Origin of the sequence: Corynebacterium sp. sy039 (assembly GCF_007904105.1) — a bacterium.
In the GTDB taxonomy this organism is placed as follows: domain Bacteria; phylum Actinomycetota; class Actinomycetes; order Mycobacteriales; family Mycobacteriaceae; genus Corynebacterium.
Window position 1 is genome coordinate 2,036,878 of sequence record NZ_CP042325.1, and the last position, 21,916, is coordinate 2,058,793.

Annotated in this window: 19 protein-coding genes and 1 tRNA gene; 2 read left to right on the plus strand and 18 right to left on the minus strand. The window is 48.3% G+C overall.

Features of this window, described 5'->3' with window-relative positions; translation table 11 throughout:
• Window positions 1-32: 32 nt before the first annotated feature.
• The 8 genes from FQV43_RS09160 to FQV43_RS09195 all read right to left on the minus strand — a co-directional run bounded on the left by FQV43_RS09160 (window position 33) and on the right by FQV43_RS09195 (window position 7,288).
• Entirely contained in the window at window positions 33-359 is a 327-nt protein-coding gene (locus FQV43_RS09160) for a hypothetical protein (protein ID WP_146340134.1), read from the minus strand.
• Window positions 360-645: 286 nt separating this feature from the next.
• Window positions 646-1,389 carry an ABC transporter permease gene (locus FQV43_RS09165; protein ID WP_146340136.1) on the minus strand — a complete coding sequence of 248 codons (744 nt, stop codon included), beginning with the start codon at window positions 1,387-1,389 and terminating at the stop codon, window positions 646-648.
• Between the two features lie 6 nt (window positions 1,390-1,395).
• Window positions 1,396-2,124 (minus strand): hypothetical protein, encoded by a 729-nt coding sequence (locus FQV43_RS09170; RefSeq protein ID WP_144275182.1) that lies wholly within the window; start codon window positions 2,122-2,124, stop codon window positions 1,396-1,398.
• Between the two features lie 4 nt (window positions 2,125-2,128).
• Window positions 2,129-3,022 carry an ABC transporter ATP-binding protein gene (locus tag FQV43_RS09175; RefSeq protein ID WP_146340138.1) on the minus strand — a complete coding sequence of 298 codons (894 nt, stop codon included), beginning with the start codon at window positions 3,020-3,022 and terminating at the stop codon, window positions 2,129-2,131.
• A gap of 496 nt (window positions 3,023-3,518) precedes the next feature.
• Window positions 3,519-5,114: an MDR family MFS transporter gene (locus FQV43_RS09180; protein ID WP_246846910.1), complete on the minus strand. Its 1,596-nt coding sequence runs from the start codon at window positions 5,112-5,114 to the stop codon at window positions 3,519-3,521.
• A gap of 57 nt (window positions 5,115-5,171) precedes the next feature.
• The gene (locus tag FQV43_RS09185) at window positions 5,172-5,771 is read right to left on the minus strand and encodes an EXLDI protein (protein ID WP_210415243.1); all 600 of its coding nucleotides are present in this window, start codon (window positions 5,769-5,771) and stop codon (window positions 5,172-5,174) included.
• A 127-nt stretch (window positions 5,772-5,898) separates the two neighbouring features.
• Window positions 5,899-5,971, minus strand: a tRNA-Thr gene (locus FQV43_RS09190).
• A gap of 84 nt (window positions 5,972-6,055) precedes the next feature.
• Window positions 6,056-7,288, minus strand: coding sequence for a DNA polymerase III subunit delta' (locus FQV43_RS09195; protein ID WP_146340528.1), 1,233 nt, complete (start codon window positions 7,286-7,288; stop codon window positions 6,056-6,058).
• Window positions 7,289-7,381: 93 nt separating this feature from the next.
• Here FQV43_RS09195 and FQV43_RS09200 point away from each other — a divergent pair, with 93 nt between their 5' ends.
• Window positions 7,382-8,908, plus strand: a complete 1,527-nt coding sequence (locus tag FQV43_RS09200) for an adenylate/guanylate cyclase domain-containing protein (protein WP_144275174.1) — start codon at window positions 7,382-7,384, stop codon at window positions 8,906-8,908.
• A gap of 33 nt (window positions 8,909-8,941) precedes the next feature.
• Here FQV43_RS09200 and topA read toward each other — a convergent pair whose 3' ends face one another.
• Both topA and FQV43_RS09210 read right to left on the minus strand, forming a co-directional pair.
• Window positions 8,942-11,848 (minus strand): type I DNA topoisomerase, encoded by a 2,907-nt coding sequence (topA, locus tag FQV43_RS09205; RefSeq protein WP_146340140.1) that lies wholly within the window; start codon window positions 11,846-11,848, stop codon window positions 8,942-8,944.
• 396 nt (window positions 11,849-12,244) lie between these two features.
• Window positions 12,245-12,448, minus strand: coding sequence for a cold-shock protein (locus tag FQV43_RS09210; protein WP_144275170.1), 204 nt, complete (start codon window positions 12,446-12,448; stop codon window positions 12,245-12,247).
• 267 nt (window positions 12,449-12,715) lie between these two features.
• On the opposite strand from FQV43_RS09210, the gene FQV43_RS09215 reads away from it, so the two are divergent.
• On the plus strand, window positions 12,716-15,112 hold the full coding sequence (locus FQV43_RS09215; RefSeq protein WP_146340142.1) for a DEAD/DEAH box helicase: 2,397 nt from the start codon (window positions 12,716-12,718) through the stop codon (window positions 15,110-15,112).
• Between the two features lie 35 nt (window positions 15,113-15,147).
• Here the strand turns inward: FQV43_RS09215 and FQV43_RS09220 are convergent, their stop codons facing one another.
• From FQV43_RS09220 to FQV43_RS09255, 8 genes are all read right to left on the minus strand, one after another.
• Entirely contained in the window at window positions 15,148-15,483 is a 336-nt protein-coding gene (locus tag FQV43_RS09220; RefSeq protein WP_168195086.1) for an Rv3654c family TadE-like protein, read from the minus strand.
• A gap of 7 nt (window positions 15,484-15,490) precedes the next feature.
• Window positions 15,491-15,922, minus strand: a complete 432-nt coding sequence (locus FQV43_RS10220) for a hypothetical protein (RefSeq protein WP_246846914.1) — start codon at window positions 15,920-15,922, stop codon at window positions 15,491-15,493.
• A gap of 69 nt (window positions 15,923-15,991) precedes the next feature.
• Window positions 15,992-16,183, minus strand: a complete 192-nt coding sequence (locus tag FQV43_RS09230) for a DUF4244 domain-containing protein (protein WP_146340146.1) — start codon at window positions 16,181-16,183, stop codon at window positions 15,992-15,994.
• Between the two features lie 139 nt (window positions 16,184-16,322).
• Window positions 16,323-16,970 (minus strand): type II secretion system F family protein, encoded by a 648-nt coding sequence (locus FQV43_RS09235; protein ID WP_146340148.1) that lies wholly within the window; start codon window positions 16,968-16,970, stop codon window positions 16,323-16,325.
• On the minus strand, window positions 16,967-17,782 hold the full coding sequence (locus tag FQV43_RS09240) for a type II secretion system F family protein (RefSeq protein ID WP_146340150.1): 816 nt from the start codon (window positions 17,780-17,782) through the stop codon (window positions 16,967-16,969). Before FQV43_RS09240 ends, FQV43_RS09235 begins: the two co-directional genes overlap by 4 nt.
• Window positions 17,764-18,855, minus strand: coding sequence for a TadA family conjugal transfer-associated ATPase (locus FQV43_RS09245; protein WP_146340152.1), 1,092 nt, complete (start codon window positions 18,853-18,855; stop codon window positions 17,764-17,766). Before FQV43_RS09245 ends, FQV43_RS09240 begins: the two co-directional genes overlap by 19 nt.
• Before the next feature lie 5 nt (window positions 18,856-18,860).
• Entirely contained in the window at window positions 18,861-19,964 is a 1,104-nt protein-coding gene (gene ssd / locus FQV43_RS09250) for a septum site-determining protein Ssd (protein WP_168195087.1), read from the minus strand.
• A gap of 287 nt (window positions 19,965-20,251) precedes the next feature.
• Window positions 20,252-21,712 (minus strand): hypothetical protein, encoded by a 1,461-nt coding sequence (locus FQV43_RS09255; RefSeq protein WP_146340156.1) that lies wholly within the window; start codon window positions 21,710-21,712, stop codon window positions 20,252-20,254.
• Window positions 21,713-21,916 lie beyond the last annotated feature (204 nt).

The window sequence follows — 21,916 nt, forward strand, 5'->3', positions numbered from 1 at the left end:
CCAATCAGCACATAGACACTATTGAGCAGCTACTAGACTCCTCTGACTATCACATCATCGACTACATCCCGTTTCATCCGCCCGCAGCCTCCTTCCTGGCTTTGGAGGAGTTCTGGGAAGAACAATACATACAAGAATTTGCCAACAAAATCGCTTTCATCTGCATGAATGTGCTGTACCAATGGCTCCCAGAACACACAATTATCCCCGACCAAGAAAACACCACTTTCATCGTCGGAACGCAGGAAAGAGAAGTTGAACCTCGTGATGTCTACAGCAAAATTCAACGCACAATCACAGAAATAAACGGCGGTAATTCCCTGCTGCTTTTCTTCGAGCAACGGGAATGCGTGATCCACATAAAATCAGGTTTCAGCGTAACTCTCTACGGGTTAAACGAACAGGAAACCTCCTTTATCCAACCCCTTGCAGCAGGTCAAGGGTTGTATCTCAAATACTATAAGGACGGCATTTTTCAATTCCAGATAAAGTAACCTCGATACAATCAAGAAACCGAACTCGCAATAGAAGCACAATAGAAGAAGCACGACGCATTATCAAAGGTGAAATACCCGCAAAACCTGTGGCAGTGTCCGAGTTACTAGGCGACTCACTAGAACCGATAATGGGCAAACTATGGATACCTTAAGCACGTGCGTTACGATGCCGCAAAAGCCAAACACTCAGGCAAAGAAAGACAGCAGACTGCAAGATGGAAAAAAGGACACAACCAAGTCCATTTAACAGCAAGTTACCTTGAATCTTAAAAGCAGCCGAGGATAAGGCGAGTGTATAGGTTCCGAGAGCTTGCGGGATAACAAACCGTAGAGACGCTAATGTCTCACCTGTAACAACCAAAAAACCACTTGCACAGAGTAATACACTAATTCCAACAGGCCACGAAAAGTTTCGTGTCGCAAAAGAGAGAAATCCCTGAAAAGTGGCAAAGGGAGCTGCTATAGCAAAAACTAGACAATTCACTGCTAGAAAGCTGCCTACTTGAATACCATCAATACTTAGAGCAATGGCTACACCGAGAGTAAGCAGCATATACAAAAGATGCATAACTACAATTGCCAGATACGAAACAAAACCCTTGGCAACAAAAATCAGTGCCCCCGACCTGTAACAACTGGATATAAGATTCCAATTGCTAGTACGGAAATCAGCACTCCAGACTGTAGACACGATAACGGAAGAACCCACTGAAAAAAAGACGAGAGCGTAGAACAAACCTGTCTGAGAGCTATATGAATCCCATCCATTTGTTAATTGGTCGGTATTTCCCAAGAAATTTAAGGTACCTAAAACCACCGATAATAGTGGCACACACAGACAAACAATCCACAGGCGCGTACGCTTTATCTTCACCAACTCACTTGCAATCATTGCCCTCTATCTCCAGATCCGAACGCGTTGTACCAACAGTAACCAAATAGCAATCCCCACAAAAATAAAACCGCAAACCGGAAGATACTCAATACTCACAGGAACTACCGACCTACCTTCCTGCTTGAAGGGAAGAATCATCGCAAAATAGGCCCACGGTAAAATATGTTTCAAGGTAATGTCGACAAGAAAGCAAAACACAGCAATGAAAGCAGAAACTACACCAGATACGAGCGCAAAGATTTGCTTTTCGAGTGCACAAGCCACCAATAGAAAGAATGCATAAAACACCGTCAAAACGAACCAGAGCAACAGATGATAGACAAACCAACCATCCTGATTCCCGTGGATGCCATTGACCTTACTGATTACCGTAATTAATCCAGCTTGTACCACTACGGCAAGCAAAATTAGCATTGAACCAATAGCTGCTTTGATATGCAAAACATCAGAAATTTTTAACCCTGACATAGCATTTAGAATCCAGCCTCGGTGTTGGTATTCTATTTCGGCCTGACGCGAGGCCAAGCCTGAAGCAATAATAGGCCAGATAATGGCTGAGAAGAAAGCCTCCGAGACGAGTACCGACCCGAAACCATTAGCACCTACATCGGAAGATTGCCACAGTGAATAGGTCGATAGAACCGAAACTACAACTGCTCCAAGTAAAGCAATAACAAACAGCCTATTCGCTCGTGCCTTACCTAACTCAATAAAAAAATATTGTCCCAACATATATTTACCGCTCTGCTGTTAGACTCATGAAAATTTCTTCGAGCGATTCTCTTGAGCGAGTTACCTCAAGTATTTGTAGATCACTCGCAATAATCGTTTCGCACACTTTGGTGATGCCATGGTCAGGAATACCTGGCAATTCCACTCCTCCGCCTACCTGACTCGCAGATGGAAATAGCGAAAGACACTTTTCAACGTTGTCCACTCGAACAAATAGTGAAGGCGAGTGAGCGTTAAGCAACTGTGAACGGGATCCCTCAAAAATCAGTTTACCCTTATTCAAGATGCCAAAGTGAGTTGAGACTTTCTCAAGTTCAGATAAAATATGTGACGAAACCATAATGGTTGTGCCCTCATTCGCAGCCAGATGGGCAAGTAAGTCTCTCATCTCATCAATGCCATAAGGGTCTAAACCATTGGTTGGTTCGTCCAGTACCAGAAGTGCTGGACGACGACAGATAGCCAATGCAATCCCGAGACGCTGTTTCATACCCAAGGAATATTGACTAACCTTTTTATTCTTTGCCTGCCCTAATCCGACGATATCCAGTGCCCACTCGATATTTTCTCTTGGAAATCCTAAGAGACGGCGGACAACCTCAAGATTCTCGATTCCAGTTAAGTGAGAATAACCTGCAGGCTCCTCAATCATTCCACCCACTTTAAGCATGAAATCACGCCGATTGCGTGAAGTAAGGCGCTCACCAAATACCTCTACCTCACCCTTACTAGGTTGTACAAGTCCTAAAATAATCTTCATTGTCGTAGACTTGCCAGCACCATTAGGGCCAATGAAACCATACACCGCCCCTTTAGGTATTGTTAGTGATACGTCACTGAGAACCGTAGTCTTGCCGTAAGTCTTTGACAAATGCTCAACACTAATTACATTATCCATCTAGACACCCTGAATCCTCATCCGGCGAGTTGACCTTAACTTTCCATTGAAAAGTGGTCATCGTCAAAACTCTTTCTCTCGACCGATACAGACACACGATCAAGATACTTTTCCTACAAGGCTAGCTCCCTGCTTGGAGCAGAATGACAGCAAGAGATTCGTCCAAAATAGTGCAAAACTTTTTGACACGGGGACTATAAGTTTTCGTTGTCATTGAGCAATGACTCTACCCCCCCCCCACAAAAAAATGTCAATAGCTTTTTTTGATTTTTCCTAAAAAATGTATAGAAATACCCTTATACTTACACCACAGTATTTATTCTCATTTCTCTCATTTCCGATGGCACTAGATACCTATCGGTCATGACAAGCACCTGAGTTTGCACTGCTATCTGCAACGCCTCCAGTTGACGTGAAAAATGATTTCCAGCTCTTTCAACAACATCTTACTGTGGTATTCGATGATATTTCCATGTCAAAAAACAAGATAAAAGTACTACGCCGCCTCATGCTCCAGTTTCTGTGCCAAAGATTCTTCACGCAATGGCTCATGCTTAATAAACAGCGCAAGAATCAGGGAGAAAACAATCATCGGCAACAAAATCAGGAACACGGGCACAAGGGCGTCGTTATACGCACCAATAAACACACTATGCAACGGCTCCGGCATGGCGTGGACAGCGGCAGGCGTGACGTCGTTGGTATCAATCTGCCCACCCTGCATACTCGCAGCCTGCTCCGGCGGCATGGATGCCATAGCCTCCGGTAGCCGCTGCCCCAGCAGATCCTTCAGATTCCCGACGAACACCCCGCCAACCAAAGCGGATCCCAAAGACGCACCAATCTGGCGGAAGAAGTTATTAACTGCCGTAGCGGAACCCACAACCTCCATAGGCAGCGTATTCTGCACAATCAAAATAAATACCTGCATCTGCAAACCAATACCCACACCCAGCAGGAATAGCAGCGCACCAATATGCCACAGCGAAGTTTCCACCGTTAATTGATTGAACAAAACAAGGTCAATGATGATCAAAATGGAACCAACAATAGGGTAAATACGGTAGCGGCCCGTTTTAGAAATCAAAGCACCGGAAATAATGGACAGACCCATCAGGCCAACCATCATTGGGATCATCATAAATCCAGCCTCGGTGGCAGAAATGCCGGAAACCATTTGCATATACGTGGGCAGATAAGCCAACACACCAAACATGGCAATACCCAAAACCAAACCAGCGACGGTTGTTAAAGCAAAGTTTCGGTTCAGGAAGAAACTCAGCGGAATGAGTGGATCCTTAGCGCGAGATTCCACCACAACCAACAGGATAGACGCAACAATAGTGATGCCAATCAGCCACATAATTACCGGATCAGACCACTCATACTGAGAACCACCCCATGTAGTGAACAGGATCAAAGAAACCGTAGCAATAATGACAAAGAATGTGCCCAGGTAATCCCAGTGAAACTCTTGCTTCAGGCTAGGAATCTTCAGCACAACAATGGCAATAGCAATCGCCAGCGCACCCAAAGGAAGATTCATCCAAAACGCCCAGCGCCAACCAATTCCTTCAGTAAACCAGCCACCAAGAAGTGGGCCAAGCACCGCAGATAACCCAAAAATGCCGCCCATCATACCCATGAAACGGCCACGTTCACGGGCGGGAATAATGTCAGCAACAATGGCTTGGGAAAGGATCATCAAACCACCGCCACCTATTCCCTGCACGGCACGGCCAGCAATGAGCATATCCATGGATTGCGCAATTCCACCCAGGATGGAGCCAATGAGGAAAATCACCAAAGCACTAATGAATAACTTTTTACGGCCAATGAGGTCACCAAGTTTTCCATAAATAGGCAGCGTGACAGTTTCTCCCACCATATATGCGGTAATAACCCACATCATGTGATCCACGCCGCCAAGCTCCCCAACAATAGTGGGCAGCGCGGTGGAGAAAATCATCTGGTCCAGGCTGGCAAGCAGCATGGATACCATCAGTGCTGCCATGACCCACCAGGCGCGTTTTATTTCCTCCGGGGTCATGGAGGATTCTCGTTTGGATTTTTTAGCTTTTTCAGCGGTCATTGTTGTTCTTTCTGTGTTTACTACCAGCAGGAGGCTACGACTTTTAATGTTTTGTTGTTAGATGTCCAGCACTTCGAAAGGTTTTGCTGAAAGTGCGGATTCACAACGCTCAGCTAGGTACTCATCCACCGACTGTAAACTTGCAATATCTGGATAAACAGCCAGAACTTTATCGCCTACCACCCAAAAGTCTCGCGACCATGTCTGAGGATTATCCCAGATACGGGAGCTCTCTTTGACCCAGTCGGGCAAGACCTTACGAGTTTTTGTTGCAACTGCAAGCTGCCCTTTTGCAGTTTCATAGATTGTATCGATCTGAATACCCTCTTCCACTGGACGTTCGACGCGGGTTATTTCTAGACCATGAAACATCACCTTTCTTCGCACACCATTTTCATGAAGCGTCAGTTCTATCTTTTCATAACCTTTGGCTGCGTGACGTCGGTCGCTCACATAGTCTTGAAGTGCTTGAATAACAGCCGCCGAAACGCTTTCGGCATGCTGTGCAGCCTCCTCAAAAAGTTGCATATCTGCTTCTGAGACGTAAATGTTCTTGGTAGGCATACTTATAAGTATGCGCATACCTGCTTTGCCTGTCAACCAGAAAACACAATCGTGCCAGATACGCGAATAACGGCACTTGGACGATGTTGCCATCGAGTACCCACTACTTGCCCCTCAGCAACCCACACAATCCGACCCCACCCCGGAACAGCAAAAACGCCACCCTGAACACTTCCTAGCTGAGCCAGGAATCCTTGTAACCAGAGTGACGTTCTGACAGAGCCGCTTGCGAGAATCGAACTCGCGACCTTCTCATTACGAGTGAGATGCTCTACCGACTGAGCTAAAGCGGCACGGTATCCAACACAACATACCGAGGGATTACTCTACAATATGTCCACCCCAAGCAGCAAATATCACCTACTCCACAGAGCACACTAGGAAAGCCCTAAAGCAAGTCGTATTTTGCCAAGCATAGCGTCGAGAGCTGTTTCTGGACGCACATTAACAGAAATGTCCTGCCTACATTCCATAATCGCGTCAATGCACGCAGTGAGACTTTCACTACCAGCAGCACTCATCTCCTGAGACAATCCAAACATATCGGGGTGAATCAACTCCACCTCTCCCGCCTGCTGCCCACTATGAGCACCTTTAGCCGCACCACTAGCCAACATCAACGCATCTCGATATAGCCCCGCTAAATCCACCAAACCCAGATCGAGAGCATCTCGCAAAGCACGCGTTTTCCGTTTCTTCTGCACCGCTTCCAACTCTTTGAGCTGCGTCGTTGCCCCTCGAAGGGCTTTTTGCGCGCCTTTCCCTTTAGCGCCCATACCCAAAGCAGTGCGGAGTTTTTCTAACTCCTGCTCATTTTCTTGCCCTAGGTCTTCGTCGACAGCCTTAGTAATGCGCTTGACAATATCACTAACAGCTAAAAAGGCTTGGTCACCATGCGACACTAATTCTGCAAGATTCAAGATACTCACGCGACGGCGTTGCGCCTGCTCATCATGCACTAATCGACGCGCACGCCCAATATGACTACCAGTGGCCACAGCCGCTAAATGCGCATGATTCTCAGGCACTCCCTCACCTATCAACAATTGTGCAACCTCCGCTGCAGTTGGCTGCGGAATATACACATGCCTACTGCGCGACACCAACGTCGGAATGACATCTTCCGGATCAGTAGACGGAGCACACAAAATAATAACAGCGTGCGTCGGCGGTTCCTCAAAAGTCTTCAAGAGCGCATTCGCTGCTTGATCATTAAGCCTGTCCGCATTATCGACGATCACCACTCGCCACGGCGCTACCATCGGTTTCGTTGCCACTGGTGCCACTATTTCCTCGCGCACCGTCTTGACCGAAACAATAAGTTCTCGCGGTTCCATAAAAAATACATCACCATGAGTACGAGCATGAACTGCCGTGCATTGCGCACATTGCCCACAACCAATAATGCTCGGGTGCTCGCACTCTAATGCAGCAGCAAATGCCAATGCCGCAGTAGAACGCCCAGAACCAGGGGAACCAGTGAACAACCACGAATGCGTCATCGCTGACCCCTGTTGTTTTTCTCGCGCTGCCTGAGCTGCTGCCCGCAATCGCACAGCAACGTGTTCGCTCACACCCCATTGGCTAAAAACATCATTCACGCTCTCCAGCCTACAAGCAACCTTGCTGCTATGGCACAGCGATACATAGTTTTTCAGCCACCGCTTTCCCAAAGCAGAGATTGGCTATTAAAGTAGTCAAATATGACCAGACTGTGGCGCGCACTCAAATGGCTTTTAGGAACCTCTTGGCCGCTCTATGCCGCTACCGTCATGGGAAGCAACGTACTAGCAGCCATTGCAGTGATGATGTTCCTGCGCTACCTCGTCCCCTTAGCGGAATTTCAAGAATTTCTCTCCGCACCTGGAATGTTGCGCACCATTGGCCCTGCATATCTCGTCGTTGCTGTTTTCCTAGGCATCGTCCTTACGTTTATGTTTTTCCGCCCGGTGCTTGACTGGCAACGCAACCCAGATAAACATGACCAAAACATGGTGCGCAATCTAGTTATGCGCATCCCTATTTACCAGTCTTTTCTGTGCGCTTTTATTTGGTTTATCGGCATTATTATTGTCACCATTGCCACGGCACAAACCTCAGGAAAACTAGCCCTCGTAGTTGCTATCGTCTCTGCTCTTGCTGGTGGCGTGGTCATGGTTCTCACATATCTGCAATCTGAGCACCTGATTCGCCCCTTGGCTGCCACTGCCTTAGCTCGTCGCTTTGAGGATTCCACCCTGGAGCCACCTATCGCCTATCGACTCCATCTGACTTGGGGGATTACTTCAGGAGTGCCAATTATCGGTATCTTGCTGATGTTTACTGGCCACGAAGCAGGCTATTTCACTGATGACATTCAAGACATCATGCCTGCTGTTATTGCCCTGTGTGTTACTGCCCTCATTACTGGTTTCTTGGGCACATATCTGGTGATTATGAGCGTCGTTGACCCCATTGTGGAATTACGCCGCGCCATTAACAAAGTGCGTCGTGGCGATACAGATGTCCAAGTAGATATTTACGATGGCTCCGAAATTGGTGTTCTCCAAGCCGGATTCAATGAAATGATGCGTGGCCTGCACGAACGCCAACGAGTGCGCGATATTTTTGGTCGTTATGTAGGCGTAGAAGTTGCCCGCCGAGCTTTAGAAGAACGCCCAGAACTTGGTGGTGAAGACCGTGAGGTCGCCGTCGTATTCATCGATGTTATTGGCTCCACTAATTTTGCGGTCAATCACGAACCCGAAGAGGTAGTAGAAGAACTCAATAAGTTCTTTGAGCGCGTCGTTAAGGTCGTGCACGAGCACAAAGGCATCATCAACAAGTTCCAAGGCGACGCAGCCCTAGCCGTATTCGGTGCTCCCATTTCGCTTTCCGACGCCACCAGCCACGCCCTGGCCACTGCCCGGGAAATGCGCCACGAGCTCAAAGATCTCCGACTCCAAGCTGGCATTGGCGTCGCAGCTGGTCACGTTGTTGCTGGTCATATTGGTGGGCATGATCGCTTTGAGTACACAGTCATTGGTGACGCGGTCAATACTGCAGCACGCTTAACAGAATTAGCCAAAGACGCCCCTGGGCGAGTCCTGACCAACGCAGCAACGCTGGCACAGGCAAATGAAGCAGAACAAGCCCGGTGGACGCTCATGAAATCCGTAGAGCTACGCGGTAGGAAAATGATGACGCAACTAGCACGCCCCATTCGCCCTACCTTGGCAGATCGCTCTTAACTAGCTCACCTAACTTACCGAGCACCTGGCCGCTTAGCGTTTCCTCGCCCCTGCTTTCACCACACGCTTTGTGGTTTTCTTTACTGCTTTCTTCTTCGTCGCCTTCTTCACCGGCTTGCCCTCGGCAGCCATTTTCGCCCGACGCTCAGAGAGCAATTCATTGGCGCGCGCGTCGGTAAGCGAAAGCGGATCATCACCACGACGCAGCGAAGCATTAACCTCGCCATCAGTGACATAAGGACCAAAGCGCCCGTCTTTCACACTCATCGGCTTACCAGACACGTCATTATCACCAAGATGTTTAAGTGCAGATGGAGTAGCACCACGCCCACGACGCTTCGGCTCAGCATAAATGCGACGCGCTTCGTCGAGAGTAATGGTGAAAATTTGCTCCTCACTACCCAAGGAACGCGAATCCGTGCCCTTTTTCAGATACGGCCCATAACGACCATTTTGCGCAGTAATCATCTGCTCATCGCTAGGGTCAATGCCTACTTCACGCGGCAAAGACATCAGCTGCAACGCCTCTTCTAGGGTGACCGTCGCTGGTTCCATGGAACTAAACAATGACGCAGTAGCCGGTTTAAGCGTATCTTCAATGATTTGGTTAATCCGCTTTTCTTTTTGCGCCGCTGCCGTCTTCGTCTCCCAATTCTTTGGGCGCTTGCCTTCTGCTGCACGCTGTGCGTCCTCTGCAGCGCGTTCTTCGGCAACGATTCGCTCAGCTTGAGCAGTGATTTTCTCGCGCTCATCCTCATTGACCAGCTCAGTCACATAAGGACCATAGCGACCTTCCTTAGCCACAATCATGCGATTATTCTGTGGGTTTCGTCCAAGCTCACGCCCTGATTGCGGAGTAGCAAAGAGTCGCTCTGCAAGCTCTTTATTAAGCTCATCTGGGGTAATTGTGTCGGAAAGGTTAGCGCGTTGATACTCTGGCTGCCCATCTTTGTGCCCAATCACACGCTCAATATAAGGACCATAGCGCCCGACGCGCACCACAACGGCACGCCCTTGGTCGTCGTCGAATAGCTTGAGGGAGTTGACCTCACGAGCATCGATGGACTCGAGGTTATCGCCAACAATTGCTTTGAGGCCGCCATCGCGCGCAATGGATTCTGCTGTGGCTCCTGACGCCTGGGCATCGCCAAAGTAGAAACCGCTTAACCAGTGGGTGCCATTTTCTCTACCTGCGGCAATGTCGTCGAGTTCATCTTCCATTGAGGAGGTGAAATCATAATCCACAAGTGAGGCAAAACTTTTCTCCAAAAGTCCCACTACTGCAAATGCTACCCAGCTTGGCACCAGGGCATTGCCACGGGAGTAGACATAGCCGCGGTCCTGGATAGTTTTAATAATCGACGCGTAGGTGGATGGACGACCAATGCCTAAGTCTTCCATTTTCTTCACCAATGATGCCTCGGTGTAGCGAGCAGGTGGGTTAGTAGAATGTCCATCGGCTTCGATTGCGTCCACGCCAATAGGATCACCTTTGGTAAGTTGCGGTAAATGGCGCTCTGCATTATCAGCCACATCCCGACCATCGGATAATCTGCTGGTTTCCACATAGGCACGCAAGAATCCCTGGAAACTAATGGTACGACCAGTGGTGGCAAACTCTACTTCAGAACCATCGATAGCAGCACCAGCCAGAGTTACTTTCATGGAAGTGCCTTTTGCATCTGCCATTTGAGAGGCAACAGTGCGCTGCCAGATTAATTCGTAGAGCTTAAACTCTTCTGCATCAAGCTGAGAGCGTAATTGATCTGGAATCATAAAGGATTCACCAGCTGGGCGAATCGCCTCGTGCGCTTCCTGAGAGTTCTTTACTTTACGGTCGTAGCGTCGCGGACTATCTGCCACATATTCTTTGCCATACAGCGATACTGCCTGCTCCCGAGCAGCCTTGAGCCCCTGCTCAGACAAGGTAGTGGAGTCGGTACGCATATAGGTGATATGACCATTTTCGTAGAGTCGCTGTGCAATACGCATGGTGCGCTCGGAGGTAAAGTGCAACTTTCGCCCTGCCTCTTGTTGCAGCGTAGAGGTCATAAAAGGCGCATAAGGCTTACGAGTATAGGGTTTTTCCTCCACTGCAGCTACTGTCATCGGTTGACCTTCAAGAGCAGCAGCTAACTCTTGCGCACGCTGAGCATTGATGCGCACCACATTGCCCTGTAATTCACCTTTGTCGGTGAAATCTCGCCCGGTAGCAACCCGACGCTTATCGACGCTGACCAAACGACCACTAAACGTGGTGGGTTCAGCCGCACTCGTTTGGGCTTTGCCGGTATTGAATTGAGCAGTTAAATCCCAATAATCAGCTGAAACGAACGCCATGCGCTCTCGTTCCCGCTCGACAATGACACGAGTGGCTACCGACTGCACTCGACCAGCAGAAAGCCGTGGCATAACCTTCTTCCACAGCACAGGTGAGACTTCATAACCATAGAGTCGATCCAGAATACGCCGAGTCTCTTGAGCGTCGACAAGATTTTCATCTAGATCGCGCGTATTTTGCGCAGCGGCAAGAATCGCAGGCTTGGTGATCTCATTAAAAACCATACGACGAACTGGGACTTTTGGCTTTAACACCTCGAGTAGATGCCACGCAATTGCTTCCCCCTCACGGTCAGGGTCAGTTGCCAGCAAAAGCTCATCTACCTGCTTAAGTTTGGCTTTAAGATCCGTTACTTTCTTTTTCTTCTCTGGGCTAACCACATAGAGTGGCTTAAAGTTATCTTCTGTATTGACCCCTAAGCGTGCCCAGGGTTCTTTTTTGTATTTGGTGGGCACATCAGCTGCACCGCGTGGCAGATCACGAATATGCCCCACTGACGCCTCGACGATATAGTCCGATCCGAGGTAGGGCGCAATTTTCTTGGCTTTCGTTGCAGACTCAACGATAACGAGGCTCTTGGTGCCTTTGCCATCTGCCATGAAAGATACAACCTCACTTCAGTGTTTAATGATGTTCTAGCAATAATCAATAATTATGTAATTTTGTTTCTTATTGCCTCAATAGTACGGTGCACCTATGCACTTTTACCTAAAAAAGCAGCATATAAGCTATTTTATTCTGCTCGGGTAATCGCACATTTGATACATTCGCTACCTTAGCTGCACTATCGGCTGCATGACCACAGATCATGACACCAGATAGCGCAAAACCCAGAAAATTAACACATGGGCAGAAAATTAAGGTCGTTTTCTTTACCACTGGGTTAATTGCCTGGGGTTATTGTTGCAGTTTCCCGCCCCACAATATGCGCTTTTCGTATTGCGCTCATGCCGTAGCGTGCAAACTGTAGTGTGCACAAAGCTCACTGATATGTTTTAGAGTGCACGTACCTGCTGTGCCTGTGGTCCTTTTGCGCCGTCGCCGATCTCGAACTCAACACGCTGGTTTTCTTCTAGAGTACGGAAACCATTACCAGTGATTTCAGAGTAGTGTACGAAAACATCTGCGCCCCCATCCTCAGGCGCGATAAAACCAAAGCCTTTTTCAGCATTAAACCATTTCACAGTTCCCTGTGCCATAAAAAATCCTCACTATATGTGTATTACTCGGTGCATTACCGAATTGCGGTGGGTCGATCATCCTCACAATGCGTAAGACACCACAGGCACTCAAGTCAATGGAACCCGCAGATCACTTTCGTAAAAATAATGCTCATCCATAAATCAAAGCGATTTAAGACAAGCCTTAGCGACCTCTTTCAGTCTGCCACGTTTATAATCACTTGGATACGTCGTTAGTGTTTTATGTGGATAAAATGCGCTCACCTGCACTGAAAGTAATGGACTATGCATGAAAATAACCCCGTATTGGGGGATCAGCTTGGTATGGAACTCACCAGAGCAATCACCGAAGCGCTGCCACATTCCTCTTACACCCACATTGCGCACTTAGCACCACGGCCTGCTCGCCATAGCCAATGGGCATCATGGATTCACCCAGCGCTTATTTCTTGGCTTTACGACGCCGGAATCAGCAAACCTTATCAGCATCAAATGGATTGCGCCGACGCTGCTTTTGCTGGGAAACACGTCGTGATTGCTACTGGAACATCATCAGGAAAATCATTAGGGTATCAGCTACCAATTCTGTCCACTCTCGCCACTGATCCTACTGCCTGCGCTATCTACCTCACACCAACCAAAGCACTAGGCGCGGATCAACTTGGAGCTATCACTGCGATGACCAGCGCGATTGAGGAATTATCCGATGTTCATCCTGCTCCTTATGACGGTGACACCCCCACAGATGCGCGCGCAGCCATCCGGGAGCATTCTCGATTTATTTTCAGCAATCCAGATATGCTCCACCATGCGATTTTGCCCAATCACGCTCGCTGGGCCAGACTATTACGACACGTAAAGTACATCGTTGTCGACGAGTGTCATTCTTATCGCGGTGTTTTTGGCGCCCATGTGTCTTTAGTGTTGCGAAGATTGTTGAGAATATGTGCTCGCTATGGCGCACAGCCAACAGTGATTGCTGCCTCTGCCACCAGCAATGATCCTGCCGCTCATGCCAGTAATCTCATTGGCGCTCAGGTTCATGCAGTAACTGAAGATTGTGCCCCCACAGGAGCACGCACAATCATGTTGTGGGAACCAGGATTGGTTAATGCTGCCGAAAATACTGCTGAGATTGCTGCGGCAGACGATACCGACGCTGATTCTCGTGTTCAGACTAAAGCGGTTGCACCCATTCGGTACTCAGCTTCACATGAAACAGCAGAAATTATGGCTGTTCTGGTAGCCGAGGGAGCACGAACATTAAGTTTTGTGCGTTCCAGGCGCCAAGCAGAGATTGTTGCCCTGCGCTGTAGCAGCATTTTATCCCAGAGAGATCGTTCCGATCTTGCTGAGCGTATTGCCGCATATCGGGCAGGATATTTGGCTGAGGAGCGTCGTAAGTTAGAACGCCACCTTGACGACGGTACTCTCCTTGGTGTCGCCTCCACTAATGCCCTTGAGTTAGGGATTGATGTTGGTGGTTTAGATAGTGTGGTTATGGCTGGTTATCCTGGCACTGCGGCAAGTTTTTGGCAGCAGGCAGGGCGGGCTGGGCGTCGAGGGCAAAGTAGCCTTATTGTTTTGGTGGCCAGGGACGAGCCTATGGATATGTTTTTGATTCATCATCCACAAGCGTTATTAGAACGCCCGATTGAGCGAAATATCTTTGACCCTACTAATCCACATATCCTTGTGCACCATGTTTTATGCGCTGCATTGGAAGCACCCCTCAGTGATGCAGAGCTTGCTGCTTTGCAGGCTGAACAGGTGGCAGCTGATTTGGCAGAGCAAGGATTGCTCCGACGACGTGCCGCAGGCTGGTTTACCACCTTGCCGCCACATTCTCCGGATCCTCATGCTCAGGTGTCTCTTCGGGGCAATGAAAGCGATTTTGTCATTGTGGACTCAAGCGATGGTCGTATTTTGGGTTCGATAAGTAGTGCGCAAGTTTTTGCCCAAGCGCACCCTGGCGCGGTGTATTTGCACCAAGGAGAGTCGTTTTTAGTAGAAGATCTCGATATAGCGGGCAAAATTGCTTTAGTAAAACCCGAAACCCCTGATTACATCACGCATTCACGCTCGACGACGAATATCCGTGTCCTTTCTAGTCCCGATCAACAGCATATAAGCAATCCTGCACCAGGAATCTGGATCTCTAATATCGATGTTGAGGTTACGACCCAGGTCATCGGTTATTTTCGATCGTATTTTGATGGCAGTTCCCTTGGGTTGATTCCCTTGGAACTTCCGCAAAGTCAGTTACGTACTCGAGCTGTGGCATATACAGTAGATCCCACGTTACTTTCTGCTTGTGGTATTGCTGATGTTCCTGGTGCTCTTCATGCCGCAGAACACGCCGCCATTGGTATGCTCCCGTTGATTGCCACGTGTGACCGGTGGGACATTGGCGGGGTGTCTACTGAGCTTCACCCTGATACTGGATTGCCGACTGTTTTTGTTTATGACGCTCATCCAGGTGGTGCTGGTTTTGCTGATTGTGGTTTTGAGCATTTTGGTGATTGGATTGCCGCGACTTATGCCGTGATTGATTCCTGTTCTTGTGAAAAAGGGTGCCCCTCATGTATCCAATCACCTAAATGCGGCAATGGTAATAATCCACTGAGCAAAGCCGATGCCTTATTGCTCCTAAAAGCATTGTTGAATGCCACCCAAGCCTAAAGCTCACCGTGTGTGACGACGTGACAGTGTGATGACTAGTGCACCGGACCCGCTCGGGAGGACGCCTGCACTTTTTCTATTTCGATGCCGATTTCAACATCTTCTCCTGAGCACACACAAGAAACCAGGAGTGCATCATTATCATGTGCTACTTCCTCAGCGCGATCACAAGCTGAATTACCGGCATAGAGTGCATATGCTCCTGCTACTGCTGATACGTCGGCAATGACTTTTGCTTGATGTCGATGTATTACGCGCGTGCTCATAGTTATGCACACGATAAAGATACTCACGCATACAAAGATCATCGCTATTGCAACAATCGTGACATTACCATCTTGATTGCACACAATTTTTCTTTGGCGTTGCATCAGCCTCCTAAAACTGTTCTTTAGGAAAGACAACACTGGACTGAACATCAATAAAAAATGCTGGAACAGTTGCCGTAACACTAATCAATTCCCCTTGTTCTTGCACACGTACCTTGCCATTGCTCGGCGTGTATTCTATTCCGATGCTATAAGCGCGCGCTGCAGCACCAGCAATATCAACAGCACTGATATATGCTCCGATAGTAAAAAGGGCACCAACAAGCAAAGACACAAACATCATCATGACAGCCATGACCAGTGCTGATTCCAGAGTCACCATGCCGTTATCTCTACCCACACACGATAGTCTCGGTGAGCTGAGCACCTTTGACCACCACCGCACTCTCCATTGCTTGAGTAATGTGTTTTGTATTTTTCTGCTGATATCCGTTGAAAATCGAGCACAAAAAGTATCCGCGTTGACTATCTGGTGCCGCATTACCTCCCCTTTCTCAATCCCCTGTTATGTTCACTTATTGCTCACTGATCGCGTAGTAACCCACAACGGTTATGAGGGGCGTTTCGACAGTGCATCAGTGATAATTGACTCAATCGCATCTGAAACTGTACCGCTGCTGACCACCATATATAAGGCAGCAGCTAATGCCATTGCGGCAAGTGCTCCCATTGCATATTCTAATGTGGTCATGCCTGCGTCATTGCAAAAGAGCTCGCGTAACCGTGTCTGGATAATGTTCATTGCTTATTCCTTTCTCATTCTTTGGTTTTTAGTTCTTTAAGTTCTTTAATTTTGTTGTGGATGTTATGTAATTCTTATGCACTGTTGAGCATTCGTTACGTCCCCCTAATCTCTATAACCGCTTATCTGCTTACAGCTGCTATAACTGCGCAATCCCAAGAGACACCACCAATGGAACGAGCCCCAGAATAAAAAATGCAGGTAGAAAGCATAAAGCTAGTGGTATGGCGATAAGCACTCCTGCACGTTGCGCCCGAGCAATAGATTGTGTTTGAGCTTGTGTACGTAATCGCTGAGCGAGCCTAGTACATCCTGTGTGCATAGCACTTCCAGATCGATGAGAGTTACGTGCAATGCTCAATAGTTCTGATAACCCATCTACTTGAGCCAAAGGTTGCCATGCTCGTTCACCATTCATTCCCAAGGCGAGTAATTGGGCTACTGCTTGCCACTGAACAATATGTGATTTACGCGCCACCGCAGCTGCCGCAGCACTGTGACTCATCCCTGCACTAATACAGGAAGCGTAAAGATCGACATCAGCAGCACAATCAAGCGGATGTGTATGGTTTTTATGTCCTGACACCAATGCCACCCAGCGCTCACACCATTTCTGCATTCCAACCCACCTTTTGCGACCTCCTCTGGTGCGACTTCCTTTGCGCTCATCGTGGTTTGGTCCGTCTCTGGGATTAATGCTGTGGGTAATAAGTAAATGCCAGCGCAATGCCCGGGAGGAATCCCATAGCAATAGTGAACACGCTATTGCACAGCAGAATGTAATCATGGGTTTCCTTTCTTAACGGAATCAATAATTTTGTGCGACACTTCTATTCCAGCGCTCAAAAACAACACTCCGACGACAAGCAGCACCCCACCTATGCCTCCGCCAAAGAGGAAATCTAGAGCATTGACCCCTATGGCTAGGCCCAAGAGCATTCCTACTATTGGCAAAATACTCACAATGATTGCGGTCAATTGTGCCCCTTGTATATCTGCGGCAACTAATCGTTGGAATTTTTGCTGCTCATCAAGGTATGTTTGCACTTGGTTAAAAAGTGGCACTTGTGCAATGCCATGCCGGTGGGATAGCTCCCATACCGCGGCGATACGAGCGAATGCTGGAATCTTATGGGCATATTCTTCTAAAGCCTGTACTCCTGCTAATGCTCCTGCTGCCCGCGCTCGTTTTACTGCTACGCGAACCCGTTGCGCAATTGTTTTATGCGAGGTTTCTGCTGCTGCTTTCCATAACCCCTGCTCAGTAGTAGCACCACTTTCTAATTCGCCAACAAGGACAGCCATAAATTGTCCCATATGTTTTTGTGCATAATTATGCTGACGCTGAATGAGAATTGCTTTCGTCACCCGGTACAGCGTGGCGCCAAGAAGTGCCACAGACAGAGCAATGCTTATCCGTTCTGTAGAGATAATGCACAACCCTACTATCACCACTGCTAACCCTATTTTTTGGATTTGTGGCACTCGGTATTGCTTGTCGCCAGTCCTTATTCCTGCACGAAGCATACTATGCGGTGCAGTGATAAGCATGGATCCAGCCAGGCACCATAATGCTGCGTTCATGTGTTTTTCTCCCATATCACTTTGATTTGCGTCGGGTTGCCAACTAACTCACCTATTTGTTGAAGTTTTCTTCCTTCTGGTGTTTTCTTCATCATCAATACGACTGGTTTTGCTGCCGCTAGTTGTGAATGCAATGCACTGCGGGATAATCCTCCTAAAGCAGCTAGTGCCTCTAGGCGTGCTGGCACTTCATGTAAAGAATTAGCGTGTACTGTTCCTGCACACCCCTCATGTCCGGTATTGAGCGCAGCAAGGAGATCAACCACCTCTGCACCACGAATTTCACCCACGACGATACGATCTGGCCGCATTCTCAGTGCTTGTTTCAGCAAGTCTGTCATGGTTATTTCTCCCTTGCCTTCGGTATTTTTTGCGCGTGTCACTAAGGAAATGCAATGTGGGTGTTCTGGTTTCAGCTCTGCTGTATCTTCGATACAAATAATGCGCTGCTTAGGCGATACCCTGGACAATAACGCACCAAGTAGCGTCGTTTTTCCACTTCCTGTGCCACCAATAACTAAGAGGGAGCGTCGTGAGTCTATTATTTGTTCCACGATACGTTGCGTCTGTGGGCTAAATGTGCCGTATTGGCATAGGTCATCTAGACCTGCCCGTGACTGTTTGAGTACGCGCAAAGAAATACACGTTCCGGTGTCAGATGGCGGGCTAAGGATCGCATGGACTCGCAAGCTACTGCCATCTTGTCGAGCTATTCTGCCGTCGGCAAAGCACTGTGCGTCGTCGAGTCTGCGTCCTGAGGCATTGAGCAATCTGGTTGCTAATTGCCTGACCGCGTTGTCGTCATCGAACTGTATCGCTGCACGTTCTAAGCCATTACCACGATCAAACCAAATATCACGGGCACCATTGACCACTACATCCGTGACGCCAGGTAACGCCACTAGGCTTTCTAATGGTCCGATACCGTCTGAATCGTGCCTTATTTTTCGTAGGATTTGGAATACATCACGATCACTCAACACACCACCAGCGACGTCGCGCACAAGACTACCGAGATCAGCAGGATTGCCTTCTTCTGCTATACGACGCTGCACTTGTTCAATAATTTTCACATAACCACCGCTCATTGTGATTATCCCTCCGGCTGCAGATGATCAAGTACGTGCGTAGCTGCTTTGGTCATTGCGCGGGGAAATTTTCCAGAGAGTCCAGTAGTTTCCGTGGTTTTTGCCAAAGCGGGAAGTTTAGGTATTTGGGCGCATATGGGTGCTTTGAGCAGGTACTCCATATCAGCTGTATTCATTCCCGACCAGCCTCTATGCACTAACACAACTGCTATGCGTATTTTTTGTGCATTTAACTGTTCAATGAGCACTGATGCCGAAGCAGCTGCACGCACTTCAGCTGGCACAAGGAGCACACATAATTGTGCAAAATCAATTACAGTGTGAGTGATATCTGTAGCTACCGGACAGTCAACGACCACGCTGGCACATCCACATAAACTCTCTAGCACGCCCGAGACTGCCTGCGCTGATATATCACTTGCAATACCTCGTGCATGGCTAAGCACACGCACACCAGATGAGCACTGCGGCAAAGCTGCCACCAGGTCTTTCCCGGAAATCGTGCCTTGGGTAAAAGAGAGATCTGGCCAGCGTACTCCCATTTGTGATTCAATGCCCAGAAGTAAATCCAAACCACCCGATAGAGGTTGCGCATCACACAGTGCAACCTCACTACTCGTGGAGTAAGAAAGAGAGTGCGCAAGACAAGCCGCGAAAGTCGAGGTACCAGCACCACCACTAGCACCTAGGACTGCAATCACAGGACTATCATGCGCGCTGTGGCTATTGGGGTTTTGCCCTAGTGTCTCTAAAAGTTCTAGCTCTTGAGCAGGTAACACAAAGACATCATCGCTATGTATTTTCATAGCTAGTTGCCAATCTATTTCTTCCGATTCGGTAGCAAGAAGAAAAATACGAGCAGACGTGTGGAGGGCAGCTTGTTGCACCAGTTTTTGCGCATAGTGAGTGTCGATAAGCACAACCGACGCCCGACGAATATGCCGAGAAAATTCTTGTTCAGGGTGCGCTAGCTCAATATATTTGCGTCCAGTAGCAGCGACTGCGTTAAGGACATCAGGCTTGAGTACCGGGTCTTTGATAGCAACTAATACAGGGTATGCGCTGGTAGGTGAAGTTATAGATGGAGCCACTGCAGATTCTATGTTCACACGGTTTCCATGCCGCGAATGTTCGACTAAAGCTGAGCTGCGAACCACAGGATACGGTCGGGAAGCAAGAGGTCGAGTGCTGAAAACAGTTTTGCTGTGTGCTTTTGTCATGTCCCACAGTGTGCCGCGTTTGCGCCGCAATTCCTAGATCATGCGACCATCCCTGTGAATAACCCTCGCTTTTGTTGATATATCAGCGTTATTGTTGTGGATAACCTTGCTATACAGCCTTAAAACCAAGAAAGCCCTTACAAAAATGTAAGAGCCTTCACGGAATATCTTTGCGACTACGCAGCGCGCAGGTGACCACCAGTAGTAACTTTAGGGCGGTCTTTCTTCGCTACAGTCTTAGCCTGCTTAGCGACGTTATCCTTCACGCTTTCAGCGATAACGGTCTTAGGTGCAGGCTTAGATTCTGGTTTAGAATCGGCAGGTTTGTCCTCAGGTTTTTCTTCCTTATCCTCAGGCTCTACGACTGTAGTAACAACCTCACCCTGCTCAACCTCAACATCTGTGTCAGGCACAGTCGGTGGAACAACAGGAATCTTAGGCTCCTCACGCTCCTCAGGATACTCAGCTGGCTTCACAGGCTTAGATTCAGAAGGAGTAGGTTCCTGAGTTTCCTCACTTGGAGTTGGCTCCTCAGACTCCTGTGGTTCCTCGCTAGAGGTTGGCTCCTCTGTTTCCTTAGAAGGCTTAGCAGGCTCAACTTCCTCTTCCTCAGAAGGAGTAGGTTCTTCAGACTCTACAGGCTCCTCACTAGGCGGCACCTCAGACTCCTCATCAGGACACAACGTAATATGCTGGAAACCCTGGTCACAGTTATCCTCACCACCAAGCAACGGACCAAAATAATTCACCGCAGGATTCAAGCGAAGATTAAACGTCTGCGCATACTTCCGATAACGATCACCAACAGTAGCCTCAATATCACCACCAATCGTATCGAAACGACCAATATCCGCCGTCACAGCACACGCACCCACATTCGTTAAACCGTGCTTCGAGCCTTGATTCTCGTATAATTCCACAATCTTGTTACGAGTATCCTCAGACTGCTCTTTGGTAGTAACAGGAGGCAACTCACCCGTACGACCCCACTCATAATCTTTCAAGTCCTGACACCCCTCTTCAACATTACCAGGTCCAAGAATCTCATCAGAGCACTTCCACAGCATATTCTCAGCGCGAATCGGCACATACGTATCATCACCAACCGCTTCCACAGTACCGGTGACCTCAAAGGTATAAACACCCAGCGCGTTCAAGCCGATTTGGTAGAAATCCCAATCAGGCTGCTCAGCAAAAGACGAAGGCTGAACCCCATATGAATTCTCTCCAGGCACCTCTGATGCAGATGCATTGCTCAAAGAACCATGAAGATTCTTCACAAACGACGACACCTTATACGTGTCGTTATCTGTTAGTTTCGCCGTCGAATCAACGATCGGAACCTGATACTCTACTTCTTTGGTAGGAACATAACTATCATTACCCCACCCAATGATTTTTTCTTCAGGTAGCGGATTACCATCCAAATCTTCCCAATAAGTTTTCTCAGGATCTTCCCCCTGAGCGGCAACACCTCTATGCCATTGCACATTAGGCATATGCGTCAACTTAATAGATACATCTTTCACAGTGGATGGGATCATAATCTGCGCACCACGAGAGGTTTGGATGTGATCCTCAGACATCACCAACGGCGATAACTGCACTTGCCACGTGACCTGTGTTTCATCCCCCACTTGCTTTACACAGGTAGAACCAGTGTCACAGTTCGCACCACCCCAATAGCCATGAACATTACTAGGCCCGCCAAGGTCGCTACCACTACCGTCGTCTTGACTAGCTAATACTGAGGGGGGGGGGCTAGAAAACCCGCACCAAGCATACTCACGGCAACCACTACCGCAGCACGCTTAGCAAAACGTTGTAAAAACATATTTCCT

Excerpts from the sequence above, each read along its gene's own strand:
- FQV43_RS09165 (WP_146340136.1), bottom strand. The coding sequence starts at position 1,389 with ATGATTGCAAGTGAGTTGGTGAAGATAAAGCGTACGCGCCTGTGGATT.
- FQV43_RS09170 (WP_144275182.1), bottom strand. The coding sequence starts at position 2,124 with ATGTTGGGACAATATTTTTTTATTGAGTTAGGTAAGGCACGAGCGAAT.
- FQV43_RS09175 (WP_146340138.1), bottom strand. The coding sequence starts at position 3,022 with ATGGATAATGTAATTAGTGTTGAGCATTTGTCAAAGACTTACGGCAAG.
- FQV43_RS09180 (WP_246846910.1), bottom strand. The coding sequence starts at position 5,114 with ATGACCGCTGAAAAAGCTAAAAAATCCAAACGAGAATCCTCCATGACC.
- FQV43_RS09185 (WP_210415243.1), bottom strand. The coding sequence starts at position 5,771 with ATGGCAACATCGTCCAAGTGCCGTTATTCGCGTATCTGGCACGATTGT.
- FQV43_RS09200 (WP_144275174.1), top strand. The coding sequence starts at position 7,382 with ATGACCAGACTGTGGCGCGCACTCAAATGGCTTTTAGGAACCTCTTGG.
- topA (WP_146340140.1), bottom strand. The coding sequence starts at position 11,848 with ATGGCAGATGGCAAAGGCACCAAGAGCCTCGTTATCGTTGAGTCTGCA.
- FQV43_RS09210 (WP_144275170.1), bottom strand. The coding sequence starts at position 12,448 with ATGGCACAGGGAACTGTGAAATGGTTTAATGCTGAAAAAGGCTTTGGT.
- FQV43_RS09215 (WP_146340142.1), top strand. The coding sequence starts at position 12,716 with ATGCATGAAAATAACCCCGTATTGGGGGATCAGCTTGGTATGGAACTC.
- FQV43_RS09220 (WP_168195086.1), bottom strand. The coding sequence starts at position 15,483 with ATGCAACGCCAAAGAAAAATTGTGTGCAATCAAGATGGTAATGTCACG.
- FQV43_RS10220 (WP_246846914.1), bottom strand. The coding sequence starts at position 15,922 with ATGCGGCACCAGATAGTCAACGCGGATACTTTTTGTGCTCGATTTTCA.
- FQV43_RS09230 (WP_146340146.1), bottom strand. The coding sequence starts at position 16,183 with ATGAACATTATCCAGACACGGTTACGCGAGCTCTTTTGCAATGACGCA.
- FQV43_RS09235 (WP_146340148.1), bottom strand. The coding sequence starts at position 16,970 with ATGATTACATTCTGCTGTGCAATAGCGTGTTCACTATTGCTATGGGAT.
- FQV43_RS09240 (WP_146340150.1), bottom strand. The coding sequence starts at position 17,782 with ATGGGAGAAAAACACATGAACGCAGCATTATGGTGCCTGGCTGGATCC.
- FQV43_RS09245 (WP_146340152.1), bottom strand. The coding sequence starts at position 18,855 with ATGAGCGGTGGTTATGTGAAAATTATTGAACAAGTGCAGCGTCGTATA.